Raw genomic sequence first — 21967 nt, 5'->3', positions numbered from 1 at the left:
AGACCTCTTGTGGTCAGACCATTCGACGGTAGAGTGACGCGCGTCACGATGTCAATGGTCGTGCGGGTGCGGTGTCGGTCGAGTTCGATCGGTGGACTCGCGTGGCAGAGTTGACCCATGCCGGCGGAGGACACGGGGTCACGCGGCGCCGACGACGCCGCGTGGCAGCCGGTCGCCCGAGGACAGACGTTCGAGATGGTTGTCGCCGCCATCGAGGAGCAGATCCTCTCCGGGACGCTGCGTGTCGGTGACCCCCTGCCGCCGGAACGGGAGTTGGCGGCGTTGTTGCAGGTCAGCCGACCCGCCGTGCGTGAGGCCCTCCGAGTGCTCGCAGCGCAGGGGGTAGTCCGCTCGGCGGTCGGACGCGGTCGCGGTGCGGGTACGTTCGTCGCGTCGATGCCGTCGGAGGCGCTGACCCACTTCCTGCGCCTGCACATCGCCCTGTCCAATTTCGCCGTCGCCGACATCGTCGACGCCCGGGTCACGCTCGAGTCGTCGAGTGTCGCCCTCGCCGCCCGACACCCGGATCCCGAACGGATGGCGGGCGCACGGGCAGCGATCACCGCGATGGACCAGGCGGGCGAGGACCGGACGGCGTTCAACGACGCGGACACCGCGTTCCACACAGCCATCGCCGAGGCCGGCGGCAACACATTGGTCACGGCGATGACGGTGGCGATCCGCAACGCGCAGCGACCCGCAATCCTCGCTGCGTTCCACGCACTGACGGACTGGGGCACCGTGCGCGACCACCTGATGCGGGAGCACCGCGGGATCCTCGCGGCGATCGACGCGGGGGACGCGGACGGCGCGGCGCTGTTGGCGGCCGAGCACATACGCAACTCCTACGCGCGGCTGCCCGCACTGCACGGCGCTGTGGCCGCGGATGTCGAGCCTGTCAGAACCCCAGACCCATCCAGTCCGTCGCGGTGAACCGACGCTCGAGGTCGGCGGCCTCGACGGTCACCTCGTCGGGATCTGGGTCGAGACCGGCAGTCTCGATGTCGGATGCCGCGAAGGCGCGCAGCGACGCCTCCACTGCCTCGCGATAGCTGCCGAAAGCACCGAAGATCTCGCTGTCGGTGTGGGAGTCGGTGGTGTCGCGCCACCAGGCGAACAACCGCATCCCGTCGGGAGAGGGGCTGAACCCGATGGCCTGCCCGTCGCGGGTGATGGTCGGGCAGTCGTCGGGGAAACGATCCGGCATGCGCCCAGGCTAGGGCCGCGGTGCGACAGCAATCAGTGTGGATCGGTCCACCGGGCGTCGCGCGACGACGACCCTCTGCGGCGGAAAGGTGTGCGGGGCTCGCCGATGCTCGAGCACGTGCAGACCGTCCTCGCCGAACCATCGGGCGAGCTGCTCGGTCCCGGCCAGGTCGCTGACGACGACACGCCCGCCCGGGGTCAGGACCCGTGCGATCTCCGCGGCCGCGGCGCGGCGACCGGGCTCGTCGGGGACGTTGTGTAGACACAGCACGCTGAGGACGACGTCCATCGAGCCGTCGGGAAGGTCGAGTGACCGAGCGTCGCCCGTGCGGACCTCGACGCGGTCGGCGACGCCGTCGTGGCCTGCGTTGGCGAGAAGCCGTTCGGGTCCACTGCGTGCGAGGTCTTTTCCGATCCACAGGTCGACGCACCGTACGCGACCGCGGGGGACCCGATGTGCGGCACCGACGCCCATCAGCCCCGCGCCCGCACCGATGTCGAGCACGGTCTCGTCCCCGCGCCAGGGCACCAGATCGAGGAGGCGGTCACGATGACGGACCTTGCCGCCGAACACGTAACGACTGCCCAGGGCCGCGGGCACCCCGGCGGCCAGGGCGATCACGCCACACGCGCTTCTGGGCCGGCCGTCGGTGAGCAGCGCGCCCGCGCCGGCGACGAGTGCACCACCGGTCAGCCCGACGACGTAGGGCCAACCGTCGATGCCATACCGGGTCGCGTCCACGACCGCGTCACTCTCGCGTGTGGTCGCCGCTCAGAGGACCTTCTCGATCGCGTCGCGCATGTTCTCCGGCTTGGTGGTCGGGGAGAAGCGGTCGACGACCTGGCCGTCCTTGCCGACGAGGAACTTCGTGAAGTTCCACTTGATGCGGCTGCCGAGCACGGAGCCCTTCTCCGACTTCAGCCACTCGTAAAGCGGGTGGGTGCCCTTCCCGTTGACGTCGATCTTCTCGAACATCGGGAACGTCACGTCGTAGCGGAGGTTGCAGAAGTTCTTGATCTCCTCCGCGTCGCCCGGCTCCTGGTGGCCGAACTGGTTGCAGGGGAAACCGAGGACGACCAGCCCGCGGTCGCCGTACTCGCGGTTGAGCTTCTCCAGCCCCTCGTACTGCGGGGTGAACCCGCATTGCGACGCGGTGTTGACGATGAGCAGCGGCTTGCCCCGGAACTGCTCGAGGCTCACCTCCTCACCGTCGATGGACGTGGCGGAGAAGTCGTACGCGGTGGTCATGTCATCCGTTCGTAGCAGGCGAGTAGGTGGATGGCGACTGTCGCGGCGTCACCGGGACGTGCATCTCGTTCTCGGCGGTGGAGCGTTCCGCCTCCGACGACCCGAACAGGGCGACGAGGACGGCGCCCAGGATGGCGAGCAGGAACCCGAGCGCACCCAACCATCCCAGCCCGGGGACGGTGGTGTCGCCGAGCAGCCAGACGCCGACGATGCCGGGCACCGCGGTCTCGCCCACGACCATGGCGGCCGTCGACCCGTTCACGGCGCCGAGCTGCAGGGCGACGGTGTGCAGGTAGAAGCCGAACGCGCCGGCGACGGCGATCGTCCACGCCGCGGGGTCGGACAGGATCGTCGTGACCGAGAACGGCGAGACGCCGTCGAGCACGCGGACGGCGATCGCAATGGCGCCGAACAGCAGTCCCGCCGACATGCCGGCGACCACCGACCCGGCATGTCCGAGACGACGCACCACCAGCAGCGAGATCGTGATGATCGCGACGGTGGCGACCAGGAGGCCGAGCTTGAACGGCAGGTCGACGCGTGTGGTGCCGTGTGCGTGCGACGCGGTGCCGAGCATGCACAGCGCGACGAGCACCAGGATCATCGCGGCCCAGTCACGCGGATGCAGGCGGATCCCGAGGAAGAGGGCGCCCAGCACCGCGGTGATGACGAGGTTCCCCGCGACGATGGTCTGCGACAGGAACAGCGGCAGCATGCGGGCGGCACCGGCGCCCGCGGCGAAGCCGAGCACGTCCATGATCGCCCCGAGGACGAACACGCCGGTCATCGCGGCGGCGAGGGTGGAGCGCAGGGTGGGGCTGCCGGACGCGGTGGTCATGCCGGTCCCGTCGGACGCGGCGGTCGCCTGACGGGCCCCGAGGGCCTGCATCACCGACGACAACCCGTATCCGATCGCTGCGAGAACCGCCAGACCGATCCCGACCAGCACGGACTCCACCCCTTCCTCGCGGTGATCACGGTGTCGGACGGTGAGATCCGACGGCGCTCGGGTCGGCGACGGCGATGGCGCACGACGAGCTGCTCGACCCGGGACAACGTCTGAGAATCTCCTGAGATTCCCCGCCGGCGCCACCGGTTTTCGTGGCCAGTGGAGGGCCCTAGAGTGATCGCCGTGTCGACAGCATCTGAGGGGGCCGTGCGTCGTGTCCTCGTGACCGGTGTGTCCAGCGGGATCGGGGCGGAGGTGGCGCGACTGCTCGTCGCCCGCGGACACGAGGTGATCGGGACCAGCCGTCGCCCGGACTCCATCGCCGAGGACGCGCGGGTGCCGGGGGTCCGCTACATCACCCTCGACCAGACGGAACCGGCGAGCATCGCGGCGTGCGTCGCCGAGGCAGGCGACGTCGACGTGCTGATCAACAACGCCGGCGTGAGCCACATGGGCCCGCTCGAGGACGTGCCGATGAAGTCGCTCGAGAACGTCTTCGCGACGAACGTCTTCGGACCGATCGCGCTGACCAAGGCGTTCCTGCCGGGCATGCGGGCACGACGGCGCGGCACCATCGTGATGGTCGGGTCGATGCTGGGCAGCTTCCCGCTGCCGTTCCGGTCCGTGTACGGCGCGACGAAGAGCGCGATCAAGGCGTTCTCCGACGCGATGCGGCGGGAACTCGCGCCGTTCGGCATCGCCATCACCACCGTCGAACCCGGCACCATCGCGACGGGCATCGGGGACCGTCGCATCTACGACGTCGCCGACGACTCCGCCTACCGCGCCGACTACGACACGGTCGCCGCGGCGACCCGTCGCAACGAGGAGAAGGGCCTGGCCGTCGAGCCGATGGCGAAGGTCATCGTCGAGGCCGCGCTCGCGGCGAACCCGAAGCCGTTGTACGCGTTGGGCAACAACGCGTCGGTGGTGTTCGCGCTCAAGCGGATCCTGCCGACGCAGGCGATGCTCGACGTGATGTCGCGCTTCCACGGTCTGCGTCGCGCCCGGCCGTGACCCGCACCCTGCGGGTCATCGGGATCGGGCCCGGTGGGGTCCGGCAGGTCACCCTCGAGGCCGTCGACGCGATGCAGGGAGTCGACGCGTTCTTCGTGCTGGACAAGGGCGCCGCGTCGTCCCCGCTCCGGGACATCCGACGGCAGATGTGCGACGAGCACATCGGCCCGGGCCGCTACCGGTTCGTCGAGATCGCCGACCCGCCGCGCGACAGGGACCCCGTCGACTACGACGCCGAGGTGCGCCGGTGGCATGACGCGCGGTCGGAGGCGATCGAGGGCGCGCTGCTGGCCGAGCTGTCGGACTCCGGCGTCGGCGCGATCCTCGTGTGGGGTGACCCGAGCCTCTACGACTCCACGTTGCGCATCACCGACGCCATCGTCGAGCGGGGTCGCGTCGCGCTGGACGTGGAGGTGGTCGCCGGGGTGACCAGCGCGTCGGCGCTGACCGCGGCCCATCGGATCCTGGCCAACCGGATCGGGGAGCCGATCCACATCACGACCGGACGCCGACTCGCGTCGACGCCGGCCGGCGCGGACACCAACCAGATCGTCATGCTCGACGCCGACTGCACCTTCCTGCGGACGGCCGGTCCCGACGACCACATCTGGTGGGGTGCCTACCTCGGCACCCCCGACGAGATCGTGCTGTCGGGGACCGTCGGGGAGATCGGTGAAACGATCCGCGCCACGCGGACGGAGGCCCGTGAGCGCCACGGCTGGATCATGGACATCTATCTGCTCCGGACGCCCTGACCGCACGGTCGACGACGTTTTTCGGCACGGTCGACGAGGTTTTTCGGCACGGTCGGCGGGATCTACCGCACGATCGGCGGGATCTGGTGCACGGTCGGGGAGTCGGTGTCCGGTGGTCAGAAGATCTCGTCGAGGGCGGACAGCACGCGGTCGGCGATCTCCGGCCGACAGATGACGAAGTCGCGCACGTACGGCCGAGAGTGGTTGTAGCGCAGGGGTGTCCCGTCGAAGGTGCTGCAGTGCAGCCCGGCCGCGGTGGCCACGCCGACGGGTGCACAGTTGTCCCACTCGTACTGGCCCATGCCGTGCACGTAGGCGTCGGCGTCACCGCGGACCACCGCCATCGCCTTCGCGCCCGCGGAACCCAGGGCGTAGGGCTGCAACGCCAGTCGGTCGGCGACCCAGCTCGTCTCGTAGGTGAGGCCGTGGCGGGACACCACCATCCGCCCCGACGCCTCGTCGGGGATCGCCACGTCGGCGGTGGAGAACAGCTCACCGGTGGCCGGCAGCGAGACGGCGCAGTCGGCCGGCACGCCGTCGACGGTCAACGCGACGTGCACCGCCCAGTCGTCGCGTCCGGCCGCGTACTCCCGCGTGCCGTCGAGCGGGTCGATGATCCAGACCCGCTGTGCCCCCAGCCGTTCGCCGGTGTCGCGGGCCTCCTCCGACAGGACCGCGTCGGCCGGGCGGTGTCGACGCAGCACCGCGGCGATCCACGCCTGGGCCAGGGCATCCCCCATGTCGCCCAGCAGGCGCCCCTCCAGCAGGCTGTCGTGCCGGGCGGCGACGAGCAGCTCCCCGGCGCCCTGGGCGATCGAGGCGGCGAGCGCGGCGTCGTCGAGCGTTCCCCGCACACCCCTGCCCCCGAAGTCCGCCCCCGGAGTCCTGCCCATCAGTGCAGACTAGATGGCATGCCGGAGTTGCCCGAGGTGCAGGCCATCGCCGACTACGTCGACGGCCGCGCGGCCGGACTGCCCATCCGACGGGTCGACGTCGCCTCCCTTGCCGTGTTGAAGACCGCCGACCCGCCGTACTCGGCCCTGGCCGGACGGGTCGTCGCCCGCGTCGGCCGCATCGGCAAATACCTGGTCATCACCACCGACCCCGCTGATCCGGGTCCCGAGCCGGACCCCATCCACCTCGTCATCCACCTGTCGCGGGCCGGGTGGCTGCGGTGGTCGAGCGCGCTGTCGCAGACGCCGCCCCGGCCGGGCGGGAAGGGGCCGATCGCCCTGCGCGTGCACTGCGGTCTGCCGGGCGAGGGGTTCGACGTCACCGAGGCCGGCACCCAGAAGCGGCTCGCGGTGTGGATCGTCCGGGCCGTCGCCGACGTCGACCGCATCGCGTCCCTCGGACCCGACGCGCTCGCCCTGACCCGCGAGGAGTTCACCGCGCTCCTGGCCGGGACCGGTTCGCGCATCAAGACCTTGCTCACCGACCAGCGCATCATCAGCGGGATCGGCAACGCCTACAGCGACGAGATCCTCCACACCGCGAAGCTGTCGCCGTTCGCGACGGCGAGATCGCTGGACGCCGAGGCCGTCGAGCGGCTGTGGGTCGCGATGCATGCGGTGCTCTCCGACGCGATCGTCCGCCTCGAGGGGCAGGAGGTCGCGACGATGAAGTCGGAGAAGCGATCCGGCCTGCGCGTGCACGCCCGGACCGGGATGCCGTGCCCGGTGTGCGGGGACACCGTGCGCGAGGTGTCGTTCGCCGACCGGTCCTTCCAGTACTGCCCGACCTGTCAGACGGGCGGCAAGGTGCTCGCCGACCGACGGATGTCGCGGCTGCTCAAGTAGATTCCCTCCGGTGACCCGACAGTCGATCCTCATCACCGGTGCGAGTTCCGGTCTCGGCGAGGGCATGGCCCGCGCCTTCGCGCAGCGCGGCCGCTCGCTCGCGTTGGCCGCCCGCCGACTCGACCGCCTCGAGACCCTCGCCGCCGAGGTGTCGGGGTCGGCGAAGACGGTCGAGGTCGCCGAACTCGACGTCACCGACACCGACCGCGTGCCGGTCGTGTTCGACGACCTCGCGCAGCGCCTCGGTGGTCTCGACCGCGTCGTGGTGAACGCAGGTCTGGGCAAGGGTGCGCCGCTGGGCACCGGACGCGCCGACGCCAACATCGAGACCGTCCGCACCAACCTCATCGGCGCCCTGGCGCAGGTCGAGGCGGCGATGGCGATCTTCCGGGCGCAGGACCACGGGCACCTCGTGCTGATCAGCTCGATGAGTGCCGTGCGCGGGCTGCCCAAGGCGCAGACCGCCTACTCCGCGTCGAAGGCGGGGCTGACGGCGATCGGCGAGGGGCTGCAGGCCGAGCTGCGGTCGTCGCCGATCCGGGTCAGCATCCTGCTGCCGGGGTACATCTCCACCGACATCAACGCCGGCGTGAAGAGTCCGATGATGGTCGACCGCGACAAGGGTGTCGCAGCGCTCGTCGCCGCCATCGAACGCGAACCGCTGCGCGAGGCGGTGCCGCGCTGGCCGTGGGCCGCGATCGATCTGGCCCTCGGACACCTTCCCGGAGCCGTCACCCGCCGCATGGTGTGAGCTAGCATCAGCGCACGCCGCAGCCTGTGCGGCGTCACAGTGCACGGCGGGTGTGATGCCGCACCCGGGTCGTCGGGGGGCACGCACATGGAGGGGGAGTCGTGATCCGGCTGCCCGTCGCGCTGGAACAGCTCGGATGGGTCCTCGGCCACTGGTGGCGTCGGGGCGACCAGTTCGGGTTCCTCAGCGAGTACCTCGCCGACCGACAGCTCATCGACCCGGCCCGTCTGCTGGTCGCGGTCACCACCGGCCTTCTCTGCCTGGTCCCCATCGTGTACGTCAGCGACGGAGACACCGCCGGGGTGTGGACGGGCATCGGCATCGCCAGCGCCGTCCTCGGGGTGTGCGCGGCAGCGATGTGGGTCGTCCTCCCGTGGCCGTCGGCGTCGCGGTCGCGGATGTGGGTGGTGGCCTGCGACGTCGCGACGGTTGCCGGGATCGTCGCGCAGTCGGAGTCACTCGGTGGCATCTACGGCTGCCTGGTGCTCGTCGTGGTCGCCGGGTACATCGCGGTGTTCCACGGCGCCCGCATGCTGATCACCCACCTCGTGCTGTCCGTCGTCACGACGGTGGTGATCGCCTGGCGAACGGTCGAGACGGGACAGTCGGGCATCACCCTGGCCACGGTCGCCGTGGCCCAGGTCCTCACCGCCCTGGTGGTCGTCCCGGTCGCGACGCAGTTCCTGCTGGAGACGCTCTCGTCCGAGGCGGCGGCGTCGGAGGTCGACACGCTGACCGGCGTCCTCAACCGCCGCGGCCTCGACCGCGCCCTCGAGCGGATGACCGCGATGAACGACCGCGGGGTCGCGATCATCGTCGCCGACCTCGACAACTTCAAGGAGATCAACGACCGCTGGGGGCATCGCCACGGCGACGTCGTGCTCGCCGAGATCGCGGCGCGCCTACGCCAGGCCGTCGGGACGAGTGGTGTGGTCGCCCGGACCGGTGGCGACGAGTTCGTGATCGCCGACAGCCTGCGGTGGACCGACCCCCAGCGACTGGCCAACCACGTGCTGCACACGATCGCGACCGTCACCGACCCCGTGGTCACGGCCAGCGTCGGCGTGGTGCACATGACCGGCGACATCACCGGCGCCGGTCGTCTGATGACCACCTCGCTCTACACCGAGCTGGCCGACGCCGCGATGTACGAGGCGAAGCGGTCGGGCGGCAACACGGTCCGCACCCGCGTCCACCACCACCACGGCGGTCAGTCCTGGTGACGCCCTACGACGTGGGTGCCGACGAGGCCGCCGGGGTGCCGGGCGTCGACCACACGACCGGGGTGGCCTTGTAGTCGTCGGCCGGGTCGGTCGTCGTCTGGGCCCAGTAGATGACGCGGTTCACGTCGACGCCCTTGTCCGCGACGGCGATGAAGCACGTCGCCCACGACTGGCCGCGGGTCGGGTTCTTGGGCGGGTCCGTCTGCACGCACTGGCGCAGGCCGCCGGGCGGGTCGACGGACCGCGTCGCCGTCCGTCCGTCGGGACTCCCGGCGAGACCGACCACCGACGGCACGTCGACGACGCGGTCCACCAGGCTGGTGAACGTGACGTGCACGTAGAACGGGGTCCCGCCGTCGGTGACGGATTCCGGCAGGTCGCCCGCCACCCCGGGCTCGACGCCGGTCGGGGTGACCATCACGAGCTGCCCGGCCGGGCGGAACGCGTTCGCGGGGAGATAGGCGCTCTGTCCGAACGACAGGGCCGCACCGGGCGCGGTGCGGTCGACGGGGCCGGCGGGCGCGGTGACGTCGGCCGACACCGGGACCGACACGCTGGGTCGCGCCGGGGTCCCGGACTGGTCGCCGGTGGTGCCCGAGGCGCATCCCGCCACCAGCGCGGCGGTGCACGCCGTGGCAGCGGCGGCGCCCACCCACGGGGTGCGCGGTCGTCGTGACGATCGAGGTGCGGCGGCCGTCGACGTGGCTGTCATGGACAGATCGTAAAGGTCCGTCCGCGCGCGTCCGCCGATTGCGACCGCGGCGTCGCGCGCGTCAGCCGTCGGTGGCGGCGGCGAGAGCGGCCGCGGCGGGACGGGCGATGCCGTGTTCGTCGAACGCCATCAGGACCGCTTCGCGGATGCGACGGGCCACCGCCCATTGCGCACTGGGCGAGGTGGTGACCGTCATCCGCAGGGTCACCATCGCCGCGGTGATGTCCTGTACACCGAGCATCTGTGGCTGTCCGAGGACCTCGGCGGAGATCTGCGGGTCGTCGACCGCATCCCGTGCCGCGGTCAGCGCGACCACCTGCGCACGGGCGACGTCGGCGTCGTGGCCGACGGGGATCTCGATGCGGGCCACGGCGTGGTCCTGACTCATGTTCCCGACCCGGACGATCTCGCCGTTGCGGACGTACCAGAGGGTGCCGTCGATGTCGCGGACGGTGGTGACCCGCAGGCCCACCGTCTCGACCTCGCCGGTGGCCTCCCCGAGGTCGACGACGTCACCGACGCCGTACTGGTCCTCGAGGAGCATGAACACGCCCGACACGAAGTCCTTCACCAGGTTCTGGGCACCGAAACCGATGGCGAGCCCGATGATCCCGGCCGAGGCCAGGAACGGGGCGATGTTCACGCCGACCACCGAGAACACCGACAGCACCACCCAGATGAGCAGGATGACCGACACCGTCGACTTCAGGACGGAGCCGATGGTCTCGGCGCGCTGCTGGCGCCGTTCGATCGCGGTCGCGTCCCGCAGACCCGAGGGCGCGCGGTCGCGGAGGTGGCGGACCAGTGCGGGTGTCGATCTCGGGGCGCCGGACCCGCGCGGGCGGGTGGCCCTGTCGATCATCCGGTGCACGGCCCAGCGGGCGACCAGCGCCACCAGCACGTATGCCGTTATCCGGATGGGGTTCTCGACGAGCCAGAGTCGGTTCGTGTCGGTCCAGGTGAAGGCGAGGATGTCCGTCGTCATCGGGGGCGACCATACGGACCGTGGGAGACGAGCGGAACCACCTCACCACGGTCGGTGACGTAACCCCCACGCACCCAGGGTGGCCGCGATCACGTCGTCCCCGTCGGTGACGCCGGTCAGGTCGAAGGCGATGGTGACCCGCGCCGAGGACCGGGCCATCCACGCGCCCACACCGACTTTCGCGGCCGATCGGTTCGTCGTCACCGCGCGCACCGCGAGACCGTCCGACGGGTGCCCTCCCACACCGAGGAACGCGTCGGGCAGGACACCGAGACTCGAGGCGAGTCCGTCGTCCATACCGGGGTCGCCGGTGACGCGGGCCGCGATCCGGTCGCCGACGATCTGCATCAGCTCGTCGGGCATGCCCCCGGGCGACCCGATGACGGCGGCCAACGGGTCGGCGGGGCGGGCGTCGGAGGCGACGGCGTGCTCGCGTGCCCGCGCAGCGACGCGTCGGATCCGCGCGCCGAGGTCGGCGAGCGCGTCGTCGGCGGCGACGGTGACGACCGAACTGCCCACCGAGCCGTCGGGCATGGCGACCGGGACGGCCACCCTGACCGTGTCCCGGCCGTGCACCGACCGCGCGCACGCGGCGACCAGGGCGACGAACACCGCGGTGGGCGAGGTGTTCTCGCGCGCGACGACCGCCGCGAAGTCCTCGGCGTCGAGGTCGACGATCGTGGTGCGGTGCGAGGCCACCGCCGGCGTCGGCGTGTCCGAGGCGGTGGTCCGGGCCGCGCCGAGCAGCTCGGCGCGCACCGTCCGGTCCACGCATGCCCGGGCGAGCGAGACCAGGACGGCGACGACGACGTGGAACCACAGTGTGAGCGCGTCGCGCAGGTCGTCACGCAGGCGCGGTGGGTCCGGTGGCGGCGGCGGGTCGGTCACCGCGGCGCCGGTCGCCAAGGACGCCTCCGCGATCGCGACCATCCCGACCCCTCCGGTCACCAGGTGCGAACAGCTCAGCGTGACAACGGATCCAGCGCCCTCGACGTGGCCGAGCGCGAGCTCCCACACCGGGCCGTCGTCGACGTCGAGTGGCGTGCAGGCGCGCAGGTCGGCCCACGCGACGACGCCGTCGGCGGGGATCGGGATCTCGTCGACGACGAGGGGTGTGACCCGCGCACCGCCGACCAGGCAGCGACGGGCGAACGGTACCCGGGACGAGTACACGCGGCGTGTCAGCGCCCCCGCGGTCAACGCCGCGTGCATCGCGGCCAGGTCGTCGGGTTCGACGCGTTCGGTGAAGCGCCACACCCCCTGCATCACCGACGATGGACCGCGCCCGTGGTGGCCGCGGTAGAACATGTCGTCCACCACGGAGAAGCGTGTGACCGCCGGCTGCGTCACGGGGAGGTCAGACGCTCCGTCCCCGGTGCTCGCGGTACCAGCGGATGAGCGAGTCGGTCGACGAGTCGTCCTGGGGTGCCGGCGCGTCCGACTGCTCGAGGACGGCCAGCAGTTCCTTCGCCTGGGTCTTGCCCAGCTCCACACCCCACTGGTCGAACGAGTTGATGCCCCAGACCGCACCCTCGACGAACACCTGGTGCTCGTAGAGGGCGATCAGCTGGCCCAGCACCGACGGCGTCAGCTCCGGCGCGATGATGGACGTCGACGGCCGGTTGCCCGGCATCACCTTGTGCGCCACCACATGCGGGTCGACGCCTTCCGCGGCGATCTCGTCGGCGGTCTTGCCGAAGGCGAGCACCTTGGTCTGCGCGAAGTAGTTGCTCATCAGCAGGTCGTGCATCGACCCGGGCTCGCCGCCGTCGGACGACGCGACCGGCAGATCGTCCGTGGGGGAGGCGAACCCGATGAAGTCGGCCGGGACCAGACGCGTCCCCTGGTGGAGCAGCTGGTAGAAGGCGTGCTGGCCGTTGGTGCCCGGCTCGCCCCAGAAGATCTCGCCGGTGTCGGTGGTGACGTGGTGGCCGTGGGAGTCCACCGACTTGCCGTTGGACTCCATCGTCAACTGCTGGAGGTAGGCGGCGAAGCGCGCCATGTCGTTGGAGTAGGGCAGCACGACCCGTGACTGCGCACCCCAGAAGTTGTTGTACCAGAGGCCGATCAGGCCGAGGATGACCGGAGCGTTCTGGTGCAGCGGCGCCGACCGGAAGTGCCGGTCGACGATGTTGAACCCGTGCAGGAAGTCCGCGAACGCCTCCTTGCCGATCGCGGCCATCACCGAGAGGCCGATCGCCGAGTCGACCGAGTAGCGGCCACCGACCCAGTCCCAGAACCCGAACATCTGGTCGGTGTCGATGCCGAAGTCGGCGACCTTCTCCGCGGCCGTGCTGACGGCGACGAAATGCTTGGCCACAGCAAAGTTCTTCGTGTCGGACTCGTCGATGCCGAGGCCGCGCAGCAGCCACGCGCGTGCGGCGGCCGCGTTCGTGAGGGTCTCCAGCGTGCTGAACGTCTTCGAGGCGATGACGAACAGGGTGGTCGCCGGGTCGAGGTCGGCCAGGGTGCCGACGAGGTCGGCGGGGTCGACGTTGGAGACGAAGCGGCAGGAGATGCCGGCGTCGGCGTAGTGCCGCAGCGCCTGGTAGACCATCGCCGGTCCCAGGTCGGAACCACCGATGCCGATGTTGACGACGGTGGTGATGCGTTCACCGGTATGACCGGTCCACTCGCCGCTGCGGAGGCGGTCGGTGAAGGCGCCCATCCGGTCGAGGACCTCGTGGACGTCGGACACGACGTCCTGCCCGTCGACCCTGAGCGTGGCCTCGCGCGGCAACCGCAGGGCGGTGTGCAGCACCGCGCGGTCCTCGGAGGTGTTGATGTGCTCGCCCCAGAACATGGCGTCGCGCTTGTCCTCGAGGTGCGTCTCGCGGGCGAGGGAGAACAGCAGGTCCAGCGTCTCGCGCAGCACGCGGTGCTTGGAGTAGTCGATGTGGAGGTCACCGACGTCGATCGTCAGGTCGCGTCCGCGCTCCGGGTCGACGGCGAACACCTCACGCAGGTGCATCGCGTAGACGTGCGGCTGATGCGCCGACAGCTCCCGCCAGGCGGTACTGCCGGTCACGTCGTGATCGTGACCCGACTGGTGGTCGCCGGGCCCGTCGTACTCGGCCTGGTTCCTGCTCGTGCGCTCGCTCGCCATGCATCCGACCCTTCGACTCGCGGTCCCGCGACGCGGGGTCCCCCCGGTGATGCCCAGCCTAGTGGCGCGGGGTTCGGATCACGCTGGGCGGTGTGGATACATCCGATGGGCGGCGGGAGGAGTCGCCTTCTAGTCTGAGGCGGTGAGCGGACCCGGTCGTCCCGATATCGATCGCGCCTACCTGGTGTGTGCCAGCCAGCGCAGCGGCAGCACCCTGCTCGTCGAGTCGTTGCGTGTCACCGGAGTGGCCGGTCGCCCGGCGGAGTTCTTCGAGTACCTGCCCGACACGTCGCTCCCGCCGCAGTCGCCGGACTGGTTCGTCGGTGTCCACGACCCCGCGATCGACGCCCTCTTGGCACCCGTGCGGCCGGGCCGCCCCGACACCCGTGACGCGCAGGAGTGGCGCGACGACGTGCGCGGGCAGGGGGTCGGCGAGAACGGTGTGTGGGGCGGCAAGTTGATGTGGAATCAGTCGACCCTGCTCTGTCACCGCGTCCGTGACCTGCTGGGTGGTCGAGAGCCCCTGCTGCGTGAGGCGGTCGAGGCGGTGGTCGGCGTCGAGCCGCTCTGGGTGTACGTGCACCGTGCGGACGTCGCCGGGCAGGCCGTGTCGATGTGGCGGGCGGTCCAGACCCAGGAGTGGACGGCCGGCGCGTCGGACCGCGACGCCCGCGCCGAGTACCACCTCGGGGCGATCGCCCATCTCGCGGAGTACTTCGTCGCGCAGCAGCGCGCCTGGGAGGGGTGGTTCACCCGCGAGGGCATCGAACCGCTGCGGATCGAGTTCGACGAGCTCGTCGCCGACCCGACCTCCACCACCGCGCGCGTCCTCGACGTCCTCGGACTCGACCCGACGCTCGCACCGCCACCCCCGCTGCGGCGGCAGGGCGACGCGCGATCGCGGGAGTGGGTCGCCCGCTACCGCGACGAGGCCGCCGAGCACGGATACCCCGTGTCCACCGCGCATCCGGACGCCGTCCCCGCCGCGGAGTCGTGAGCACGCGGCACGCCGTCGCACAACGGCCGGTACCGGGCGGGCGGTTCGCCATGGGTGACGCCCACGGTGAGGGCCTGCCGCCCGACGGCGAGACCCCGGTGCACCTGGTGGAGATGCGTGTGTTCGCGATCGACGAGACCACCGTCCGCAACCGGGACTTCGCCGCGTTCGTCGCCGCGACCGGTCACCGCACGACCGCGGAGGCGTCGGGGTCGTCGACGGTGTTCCACGCGCTCGTCGATCGCGACGACCCCGCGGTCCTGGGTGCGTCGGTGGACGCCCCGTGGTGGCTGGCCGTGCAGGGGGCGGACTGGCGCCACCCGGCCGGCCCGCGGTCGGACCTCGACGGCCTCGACGACCACCCGGTGGTGCACGTGTCGTTCGACGACGCGATCGCGTACTGCGCGTGGGCCGGTCGTGCCCTGCCGACCGAGGCGCAGTGGGAGATGGCCGCGCGTGGCGGACTGCCCGGGGCGCGCTTCCCGTGGGGTGACGAGCGAGAACCCGACGGACGCAGCATGTGTCGGATCTACACGCCGTCGTTCTGGGGTGCGCCGTTCCCTGGCGAGCCGGCGTCCCGGGTGGGTGTCGCGGCGACGCTCCCGGCGTCGGCCCTGCCGCCGAACGGGTTCGGGCTCCGGCAGGTCATCGGCAACGTGTGGGAGTGGTGCGCCGACCGGTTCGACCCGCGGTACTACCGCCGTTCGTCCGACGTCGACCCCGGCGGTGCCGAGCGGGGTGGGGCGCGGGTCCTGCGCGGCGGGTCCTACCTCTGCGACGACTCCTGGTGCCGCCGCTACCGCGTCGCCGCACGCTCCCACAGCACCCCGACCTCGACCGCCGGCAACGTCGGCTTCCGCACCGTCGGGCGGGGTTGACGCTCCACTTACAGGGTTCCCGCTCCTCTTCTGGGGCTCGCGCTCCACTTCTGGGGTTCCCGCTCCACGAATTCGAGGACGCTCCGGATATATCGGGAGCGTCCTCGAACATGTGGAGCGTCTCACGATGGGGACCCTGTGACCGGAGCGTCCACACCACACGTGGAGCGTCCGGCATGAAACTGGAGCGTTCGCATCGCACGTGGAGCGACAGCGCCGGGTGTGTCAGGACATCGCGGGTGGAGCCCGACCGGGCGTCAGGCGCCGGGTCGGACGCGCAGGATGCGGTCGGCGCCGCCTCCGTTGTCTGTGGTCACGAGCAGCGACCCGTCGCGGTCGACGCCGAGCCCGCGCAGTCGGCCGTATGTGCCCGCGAGAGTGTCGGTGCGCGCCGTGGTCGCCCGCCCGTCCTCGGACAGCCGCAGCATGACGAGTCGCCTGCCCTGCTGTGTCGCGATCACGACCGCGCCGGACAGGTCGCCCCATCCGTCGGTGGGGAGGAAGGTCAGCGCCGGCGTCGCGAGCGTGGGAGCCCCCGACGACCACACTGCGCCGATCGCCCCGGGAACCCGCGACGGGTCGGTCATGGGGACGGACTCGTCGTAGATCCCGGGCGTGCGATCCGGGCGGTAGCCGTAGTTGCCGCCCGGTTGCAGGAGGTTGAGCTCGTCGTCGCGGGATGTCCCCTGCTCGATGGAGTAGACGCGACCGGTGACCGGCTGGATCGCGATGCCCTGCACGTTGCGGTGCCCGAGGGAGTAGATCGGTGTGCCGGGGATCGTGCCGCCCGCCGGCGTGCCGGCGGTGGTGATGTGCAGGACCTTGCCGCCCAGGGAGGTCCGGCTCTGCGGGTACGACGGCACCGCGTTGTCACCGGTCCCGACCCAGAGTGTGCCGTCGGCGTCGGTGGTGAGCCCGCAGCCGGCGTGGCGCCCACCGGAGTTCACGGGGATGCCACCGAGCACCGTCCGAGACCGGGTCATCGACGACCAGTCGTCGGCGACACGCCATGCGACGACGCGGATCTCCTGTCCCGTGTTGGGGAACGGTACGGGGACGTTGCCGAGGGATCCGGTCCCCACCGCGGCGTCGGACGTCTTCTCCGCCTGGCACGAGTAGAGAGTCCGGTTGGACGAGAAGTCGCGGTCGAGGGCCAGCCCCATGAGCCCGGCCTCGTTGGTGACGAACAGCCGCGACTCGTCGGCGCGCACGGTCTGCGTCGCGCCACCGGGGCGGACCGCGACGAATCGTCCGCTGCGCTCGCCGGTGATCAGTGTGCCGTCGGGCGCGACCTCGACGTCCCACGGTTTGTCGAGACCGGAGGCCACGGTGCTCACCGCGAGTGCCGGAGCCGCTTGCGCCGGCGCGATTCCCGACACGAGCGCACCCCCGACGGCGATGACGGCACCGAGTGCGGTGGCGAGGGCACGACGGGGACAACGGCGAGAAGTCACTTCACCACACTCAATCGCCCATACACGGCAATGTCGGCGTTCGCGCGAGTGGTCTCGCGCCGTGTGAGACGTCAGATGGCGTCGAACGCCTCGTCGAGAAGTGCTCGCGCGTGCGTCAACTCGGGATCGGATCCGTCGAGGAGGCGGTCGAGACCCTGCTGGAAGATGCCGTCGAGGGTGAGGTACACCAGATGCCGCGACACCCGCGCGGGCTCGCCGCGCAGTTCGCAGTAGCGGCTCACGACCTTCCAGATCATGTCGGTCCGGCGAGACTCGATCTCGCTGACCTCGTCCCGCAGCGAAGCCTCGTAGCGCGTCTGGTTCCGCAGGTCGTACCAGAGCCGGTGCAGCGCGGAGTCCGACCGCAGGGTCGCGACGAACATCGTCGAGAACTCGTGGCGGAGCTGTTCGGCCGTCGTCGAGGTCGCGACCGCCTCGTCGTAGCGGGTGACGCACATGTCCTCGAAGATGCGCACCGCCTCGGCGACGAGGTCGAGCTTGTCGCGGAAGTAGTAGTGCAAGACGCCGTGGGAGAACGCGGAGTTCTGCGCGATCTCGCGGAGGCTCGTGCGTGCATAGCCCAGCTCGGCGAGCGTCACGAGCGTGGCGGTGGCGAGTTCGCGGCGACGGGCGGCGAACTTGTCCGGGCCGCGCAGACCCGATCGCGCATCGGGTCGCGTGGCGGTGGTCATCGGCCGAGTGTACGGCCCGAACCGGGTCTGACGTGCATCTCGGGCACACGCATCGTGCCGTGCTGGACAGTCGGCCAGAGAAAGCTTGACAGGTGTCCCAAGAATCCTTGACACCTGTCAAAGACCGTTCCTACTGTGATCCCGATCGCACTCAATAGCGACTGTGTCCGCGGCCTCATCACCGGACACGGTCCGTCCAGGGAAGGGCAGTTCCATGACGAGTTACGACCTCTCCGGCCGAAAGGCGCTGGTCACCGGCGGTGCACAGGGTCTCGGCGCCGGTATGGCGGAGGCGTTGGCGCAGGCCGGGGCGGCCGTGGCTGTCGCCGACATCAACGACGACCTCGGGCAGGAGACCGTCGAGAAGCTGCGGTCCTCCGGCGTCACCGCGGAGTACGTCCACCTCGACGTGCGCGAGGACGCGGAGTGGGAGTCGGCGACGTCGGCGGCGGTGTCCGCGCTCGGCGGTCTCGACATCGTCGTGAACAACGCCGGTGTCGAGGTGACCGACCTGCTGATCGACTTCGACGCCGACGCCGCGTCGACGCTGTTGTCGGTGAACGTGCTCGGCACGGCGCTCGGCATCAAGCACGCCTTCCGCACGATGCGACCGGGCGGGGCGGCCGGCACCGGTGGCGCGGTGGTGAACATCGCGTCGGTCGCCGCGACCATCGCCTTCCCCGGCATCGCGCTGTACTCGGCGTCGAAGTCCGCCATCGACCGTCTCACGCGCGTGGCCGCGGCCGAGTCCGGGAAGCTCGGCTACGGCGTGCGCATCAACTGCATCTATCCCGGCCTGACCCCGACCGCGATGGGCAACAAGCTCGCCGTGGAGACCGCGGGACTCGGCCTCTTCGAGTCACCGGAGGCCGCGGCCGGTGCGGTCGCGGAACTCACCCCGCTGGGACGCCTCGGCCAGGTCGACGACATGGCCGACGCCGTGGTGTTCCTGTCGTCGGACGCCGCGAAGTTCATCACCGGTGCGGGTCTGCCCGTCGATGGCGGGATGGGGATGTGAGCTCGCGTCCGTCGTCGCCTCGAGTGCGGGAGCGCCGGTGACCCTGGCCTTCTACCTCGACAAGGGGGCGTCCCTCGGTCCCGACGCACCGTGCCTGACGCTGAACGGTGAATCGTTGAGCTACGGCGACGTCGTCGCCCTGTCCCACGCCGTGGCCGCCGCGTTGCGGCGGTCGGGGGTGCGGCCGGGCGACAAGGTCGGGATCCTCTCCGCCAACCACCCCAGGTCGTTCGCGTGCGTGTTCGGCATCGCCCGCGCCGGTGCGGTGTGGTGTCCGATCAATCCCCGCAACGCCGCGCAGGAGAACGCCGATCTGCTCGACCTCTTCGACTGCACCACGCTGCTGTTCCAGCCGGCGTTCGACGACCTCGTCACCGAGATCGCGCCCGGCCTGCCTCGGCTGACCACGCTGGTGCGTCTCGGTGAGGGAAGCGGGCACGCAACGGGTTTCGACGACTGGGTCGCGGGCGCCTCCGGTGACGACCAGGTCGACGCGGCGCCGGTCGACGACGTCGTCGCGCTCGTGGGGACGGGCGGCACGACGGGTCGGCCCAAAGGGGTGATGCTCACCGACCGCAACCTGCAGACGATGTCGTCGATCGTGTTGATGCGCTACCCGTTCCGGGGACGGCCGCGGTACCTGGCGCTCGCGCCGCTCACCCACGCGGCGGGGGTGCTGTGCTTCCCGATCATGGCGCTCGGCGGCGAGATCGTCGTGATGGACCACCCCGACGTCGCCGAGTTCATCGCTCTCGTCGACCGCCACGGCATCACCCACACCTTCCTGCCGCCGACGCTCATCTACATGGTGCTGGCGCACGAGACGCTCGACACCGCGGATCTGTCGTCGCTGCAGTGCTTCTGGTACGGGGCGGCGCCCATCTCGACGAGCCGCCTCGCCGAGGCGCTGGACCGCATCGGTCCGATGGCTCAACTGTTCGGCCAGTCCGAGGCGCCGATGATGATCTCGACCCTCGCCCCCGACGAGCACCGGTCGGCGGACGGGCGGGTCGACGAGACACGGCTCGCCTCCGCGGGATTCCCGTCACCACTGGTGACGGTGGCGATCCTCGGCGAGGACGGCAGGCCGGTCCCGACCGGCGAGCGCGGCGAGGTCTGTGTCCGGGGTCCGCTGGTGATGGCCGGCTACTACAAGAACCCCACGGCGACAGCAGAGGCGTCAGCCCACGGGTGGCACCACACCGGGGACATCGGATACCTCGACGGCGACGGACTGCTCTTCATCGTCGACCGCGCCAAGGACATGATCATCACCGGCGGCTTCAACGTGTACTCCGCCGAGGTGGAGCAGGCGCTGATGGCGCATGCCGCCGTCCGCGACTGCGCCGTCGTCGGGCTGCCCGACGACAAGTGGGGCGAGAAGGTCACGGCCGTCGTCCTTCTCCACGACGGGGCGACGGCGACCCCCGGCGAACTGATCGACTTCGTCAAGGCCCGCATCGGGTCGGTCAAGGCGCCCAAGCAGATCGAGGTCTGGCCCGACCTCCCCCGCTCGACCGTCGGGAAGGTCCTCAAGACCGACATCCGCACCGCGCTCGTCCAGCACTGAACCGCTCGTCCACCGAGGAGGACACCATGCTCGAACTCGCCCTGTACCTGCCCAACTTCCGCGAGAAGATCACCGTCGCCGAACTCGAGGACATGACCCGCCTCGCCGAGGAACTCGAGTACGAGTCCGTGTGGACCCTCGACCGCGTCATCGTCCCGGAGTCGTCGGACCGCGCCGAGATGGAGTACGCGTTCGGCATGATGCACGAGCTGCCGAAGCAGTTGCCCGTGTCGTCGAGAGGGGAGTTCCTGCAGGGGTTCCCGCTGATCCCGTGGCTCGCGGCGAAGACGTCGAAGGTCCGTATCGGCATGAGCATCATCGACACCCCGTACCGGGCGCCCGGTGTCCTCGCCGCCGAGCTCGCGACCATCGACCACCTCAGCGAGGGCCGCCTGAACGTCGCTCTCGGATCCGGCTGGATGCCGGAGGAGTTCGCCGCCGCGAGCGCGGGTCACATCTTCCCGCGACGTCACCAGCACCTGCGCGAGACGATCGAGATCCTGCAGGGCATCTGGGCCAACGACGTCTTCGAGTACCACGGTGAGTTCGCCGACTTCGGCCCGAGCGGGTTCGGCATGAAGCCGTTGCAGTCGCCGCGCCCGCCGATGTACTTCAGCGGGCTGAAGGACGCGAAGCGTGCGGCGAAGCGGGTCGCGAAGTACGGCCTCGACGGGTGGATCGGCATCCAGGACTCGCCGGGGGAGATCGCGAACTGGCGCGCCGGGATCGCCACCGAACTCGACGCGCTCGACACCTCGCGGACCGTCGACGACCTGGACATCGCCAGCATGATCTGGACGGTCATCACCGACGTCGACATGGACGACACCCCTGCCGGCAAGGCGACGAACCTGCTCGTCGGGTCGGAGCGTCAGGTGACCGACATGCTGAAGAGGTACCGCGAGGCGGGACTGACGAAGCTCCTCATGTGGCCACCGTTCGCCGACGTCCCGACCGAGAAGTCGATGGACGACATGAAGCGGCTGAAGAACGACATCCTGCCGAAGATCGAGGCGATGTGACGAGCCCCGACCATGGCTGAGTGCGGCGCCTGCCCCGCGGGCAGGCGCCGCGGCGCTCAGCCCTGGCGGTCGTGCCCGCCCGTCGCGGGACTGCCCGACTTCGCCAACCCGCGCGCGACCATGTACCCGATGGTCAGCCAGGTGATGTAGCGCAGCGCCTCGGACGCACCGAACGGGTCGGGGCTGCCGTTGTCGCCGCCGACGACCGACGCGGTGATGATCACGGCCAGCACCGCGACCACGTAGGCGATCAGTTCGGTCGTCTTGGTGGAGATCTTGGTCTCGATCTGCTGGCGCAGGTCGCGCGGGCCTGGCCTCTGGTCGTGTCCCGGTCCCGGGGCCGGCGGGAAGGGTGCGGCGGGCTCGCCGTGGTGAACCGGGTTGGGCCGCAGGCCCGGATCGTGGCTGCTCGTCATCATCGTCTCCTGTGTGATCGACACCCTCGTCATCGAGGGGCACCGGTCGGTGCCGACCCTGGATTCCCGGCGTCAACGATCCGAAACCATCTGCGAGACAACGCATGCGCGAGTGTTCTCCGTACAGATGTTTGTTCATGAACCGAGACAACGACTTCGGCGGGAGTG

23 protein-coding genes are annotated in these 21967 nt (G+C 70.6%); 11 read left to right on the top strand and 12 right to left on the bottom strand.

Translation table 11 applies throughout. The annotated features are described in order from the left end of the window. The first annotated feature begins 117 nt into the window (after positions 1-117). Positions 118-933, top strand: coding sequence for a FadR/GntR family transcriptional regulator (locus tag LX12_RS09555; RefSeq protein ID WP_253654292.1), 816 nt, complete (start codon positions 118-120; stop codon positions 931-933). Here LX12_RS09555 and LX12_RS09550 read toward each other — a convergent pair. Genes LX12_RS09550 through LX12_RS09535 form a run of 4 tightly spaced genes read right to left on the bottom strand, consistent with a single transcriptional unit; the run spans position 899 to position 3404 of the window. After that, on the bottom strand, positions 899-1207 hold the full coding sequence (locus tag LX12_RS09550; protein WP_253654291.1) for a hypothetical protein: 309 nt from the start codon (positions 1205-1207) through the stop codon (positions 899-901). The genes LX12_RS09555 and LX12_RS09550 overlap by 35 nt on opposite strands. Before the next feature lie 9 nt (positions 1208-1216). Then, complete coding sequence (locus LX12_RS09545; protein WP_253654290.1) at positions 1217-1948, bottom strand: class I SAM-dependent methyltransferase; 732 nt, start codon at positions 1946-1948, stop codon at positions 1217-1219. Between the two features lie 30 nt (positions 1949-1978). After that, a complete protein-coding gene (locus LX12_RS09540) occupies positions 1979-2455 on the bottom strand; it encodes a glutathione peroxidase (RefSeq protein WP_253654289.1) in 477 nt (158 codons plus the stop codon). Position 2456: 1 nt separating this feature from the next. Next, on the bottom strand, positions 2457-3404 hold the full coding sequence (locus LX12_RS09535; RefSeq protein WP_253654288.1) for a DMT family transporter: 948 nt from the start codon (positions 3402-3404) through the stop codon (positions 2457-2459). 183 nt (positions 3405-3587) lie between these two features. Here LX12_RS09535 and LX12_RS09530 point away from each other — a divergent pair, with 183 nt between their 5' ends. Continuing rightward, positions 3588-4421 carry an SDR family oxidoreductase gene (locus tag LX12_RS09530; RefSeq protein WP_253654287.1) on the top strand — a complete coding sequence of 278 codons (834 nt, stop codon included), beginning with the start codon at positions 3588-3590 and terminating at the stop codon, positions 4419-4421. Continuing rightward, a complete protein-coding gene (cobF, locus tag LX12_RS09525) occupies positions 4418-5176 on the top strand; it encodes a precorrin-6A synthase (deacetylating) (RefSeq protein WP_253654286.1) in 759 nt (252 codons plus the stop codon). Before LX12_RS09530 ends, cobF begins: the two co-directional genes overlap by 4 nt. 116 nt (positions 5177-5292) lie before the next feature. Here the strand turns inward: cobF and LX12_RS09520 are convergent, their stop codons facing one another. Continuing rightward, on the bottom strand, positions 5293-6069 hold the full coding sequence (locus tag LX12_RS09520) for a 3'(2'),5'-bisphosphate nucleotidase CysQ (RefSeq protein WP_301284357.1): 777 nt from the start codon (positions 6067-6069) through the stop codon (positions 5293-5295). Positions 6070-6087: 18 nt separating this feature from the next. On the opposite strand from LX12_RS09520, the gene LX12_RS09515 reads away from it, so the two are divergent. The 3 genes from LX12_RS09515 (at position 6088) to LX12_RS09505 (ending at position 8949) form a co-directional block, all read left to right on the top strand. Further along, positions 6088-6975 carry an Fpg/Nei family DNA glycosylase gene (locus LX12_RS09515; protein WP_253654285.1) on the top strand — a complete coding sequence of 296 codons (888 nt, stop codon included), beginning with the start codon at positions 6088-6090 and terminating at the stop codon, positions 6973-6975. A gap of 10 nt (positions 6976-6985) precedes the next feature. Continuing rightward, entirely contained in the window at positions 6986-7726 is a 741-nt protein-coding gene (locus LX12_RS09510; RefSeq protein ID WP_308213992.1) for an SDR family oxidoreductase, read from the top strand. Positions 7727-7827: 101 nt separating this feature from the next. Next, entirely contained in the window at positions 7828-8949 is a 1122-nt protein-coding gene (locus tag LX12_RS09505) for a GGDEF domain-containing protein (RefSeq protein WP_253654284.1), read from the top strand. Positions 8950-8953: 4 nt separating this feature from the next. Here the strand turns inward: LX12_RS09505 and LX12_RS09500 are convergent, their stop codons facing one another. The 4 genes from LX12_RS09500 to pgi all read right to left on the bottom strand — a co-directional run bounded on the left by LX12_RS09500 (position 8954) and on the right by pgi (position 13752). Then, on the bottom strand, positions 8954-9661 hold the full coding sequence (locus LX12_RS09500) for a hypothetical protein (protein ID WP_253654283.1): 708 nt from the start codon (positions 9659-9661) through the stop codon (positions 8954-8956). Between the two features lie 61 nt (positions 9662-9722). Then, entirely contained in the window at positions 9723-10646 is a 924-nt protein-coding gene (locus LX12_RS09495) for a mechanosensitive ion channel family protein (protein ID WP_253654282.1), read from the bottom strand. Between the two features lie 42 nt (positions 10647-10688). Further along, the gene (locus tag LX12_RS09490; RefSeq protein WP_253654281.1) at positions 10689-11996 is read right to left on the bottom strand and encodes a hypothetical protein; all 1308 of its coding nucleotides are present in this window, start codon (positions 11994-11996) and stop codon (positions 10689-10691) included. Between the two features lie 7 nt (positions 11997-12003). Continuing rightward, entirely contained in the window at positions 12004-13752 is a 1749-nt protein-coding gene (gene pgi, locus LX12_RS09485) for a glucose-6-phosphate isomerase (protein ID WP_253654280.1), read from the bottom strand. Between the two features lie 142 nt (positions 13753-13894). Here pgi and stf0 point away from each other — a divergent pair, with 142 nt between their 5' ends. Next, positions 13895-14749: a trehalose 2-sulfotransferase gene (stf0, locus tag LX12_RS09480; protein ID WP_253654279.1), complete on the top strand. Its 855-nt coding sequence runs from the start codon at positions 13895-13897 to the stop codon at positions 14747-14749. Further along, the gene (locus LX12_RS09475; RefSeq protein ID WP_443741619.1) at positions 14698-15627 is read left to right on the top strand and encodes a formylglycine-generating enzyme family protein; all 930 of its coding nucleotides are present in this window, start codon (positions 14698-14700) and stop codon (positions 15625-15627) included. Before stf0 ends, LX12_RS09475 begins: the two co-directional genes overlap by 52 nt. A gap of 257 nt (positions 15628-15884) precedes the next feature. Here LX12_RS09475 and LX12_RS09470 read toward each other — a convergent pair whose 3' ends face one another. Together LX12_RS09470 and LX12_RS09465 are read right to left on the bottom strand one after the other, a co-directional pair. Then, positions 15885-17081 carry a PQQ-dependent sugar dehydrogenase gene (locus LX12_RS09470; protein ID WP_253654278.1) on the bottom strand — a complete coding sequence of 399 codons (1197 nt, stop codon included), beginning with the start codon at positions 17079-17081 and terminating at the stop codon, positions 15885-15887. A gap of 71 nt (positions 17082-17152) precedes the next feature. Continuing rightward, the gene (locus tag LX12_RS09465; RefSeq protein ID WP_253654277.1) at positions 17153-17773 is read right to left on the bottom strand and encodes a TetR/AcrR family transcriptional regulator; all 621 of its coding nucleotides are present in this window, start codon (positions 17771-17773) and stop codon (positions 17153-17155) included. A 214-nt stretch (positions 17774-17987) separates the two neighbouring features. On the opposite strand from LX12_RS09465, the gene LX12_RS09460 reads away from it, so the two are divergent. Genes LX12_RS09460 through LX12_RS09450 form a run of 3 tightly spaced genes read left to right on the top strand, consistent with a single transcriptional unit; the run spans position 17988 to position 21383 of the window. Then, a complete protein-coding gene (locus LX12_RS09460; RefSeq protein WP_253654276.1) occupies positions 17988-18791 on the top strand; it encodes an SDR family NAD(P)-dependent oxidoreductase in 804 nt (267 codons plus the stop codon). Between the two features lie 37 nt (positions 18792-18828). After that, positions 18829-20361, top strand: a complete 1533-nt coding sequence (locus LX12_RS09455) for an acyl-CoA synthetase (protein WP_253654275.1) — start codon at positions 18829-18831, stop codon at positions 20359-20361. Between the two features lie 26 nt (positions 20362-20387). Further along, on the top strand, positions 20388-21383 hold the full coding sequence (locus tag LX12_RS09450; protein WP_253654274.1) for an LLM class flavin-dependent oxidoreductase: 996 nt from the start codon (positions 20388-20390) through the stop codon (positions 21381-21383). A 56-nt stretch (positions 21384-21439) separates the two neighbouring features. Here the strand turns inward: LX12_RS09450 and LX12_RS09445 are convergent, their stop codons facing one another. Further along, positions 21440-21799: a hypothetical protein gene (locus LX12_RS09445; protein ID WP_253654273.1), complete on the bottom strand. Its 360-nt coding sequence runs from the start codon at positions 21797-21799 to the stop codon at positions 21440-21442. Positions 21800-21967 lie beyond the last annotated feature (168 nt).

It is taken from the genome of Williamsia serinedens, from assembly GCF_024171725.1.
In the GTDB taxonomy this organism is placed as follows: domain Bacteria; phylum Actinomycetota; class Actinomycetes; order Mycobacteriales; family Mycobacteriaceae; genus Williamsia_A; species Williamsia_A serinedens.
This window is presented reverse-complemented; position numbering and strand designations above follow the sequence as displayed.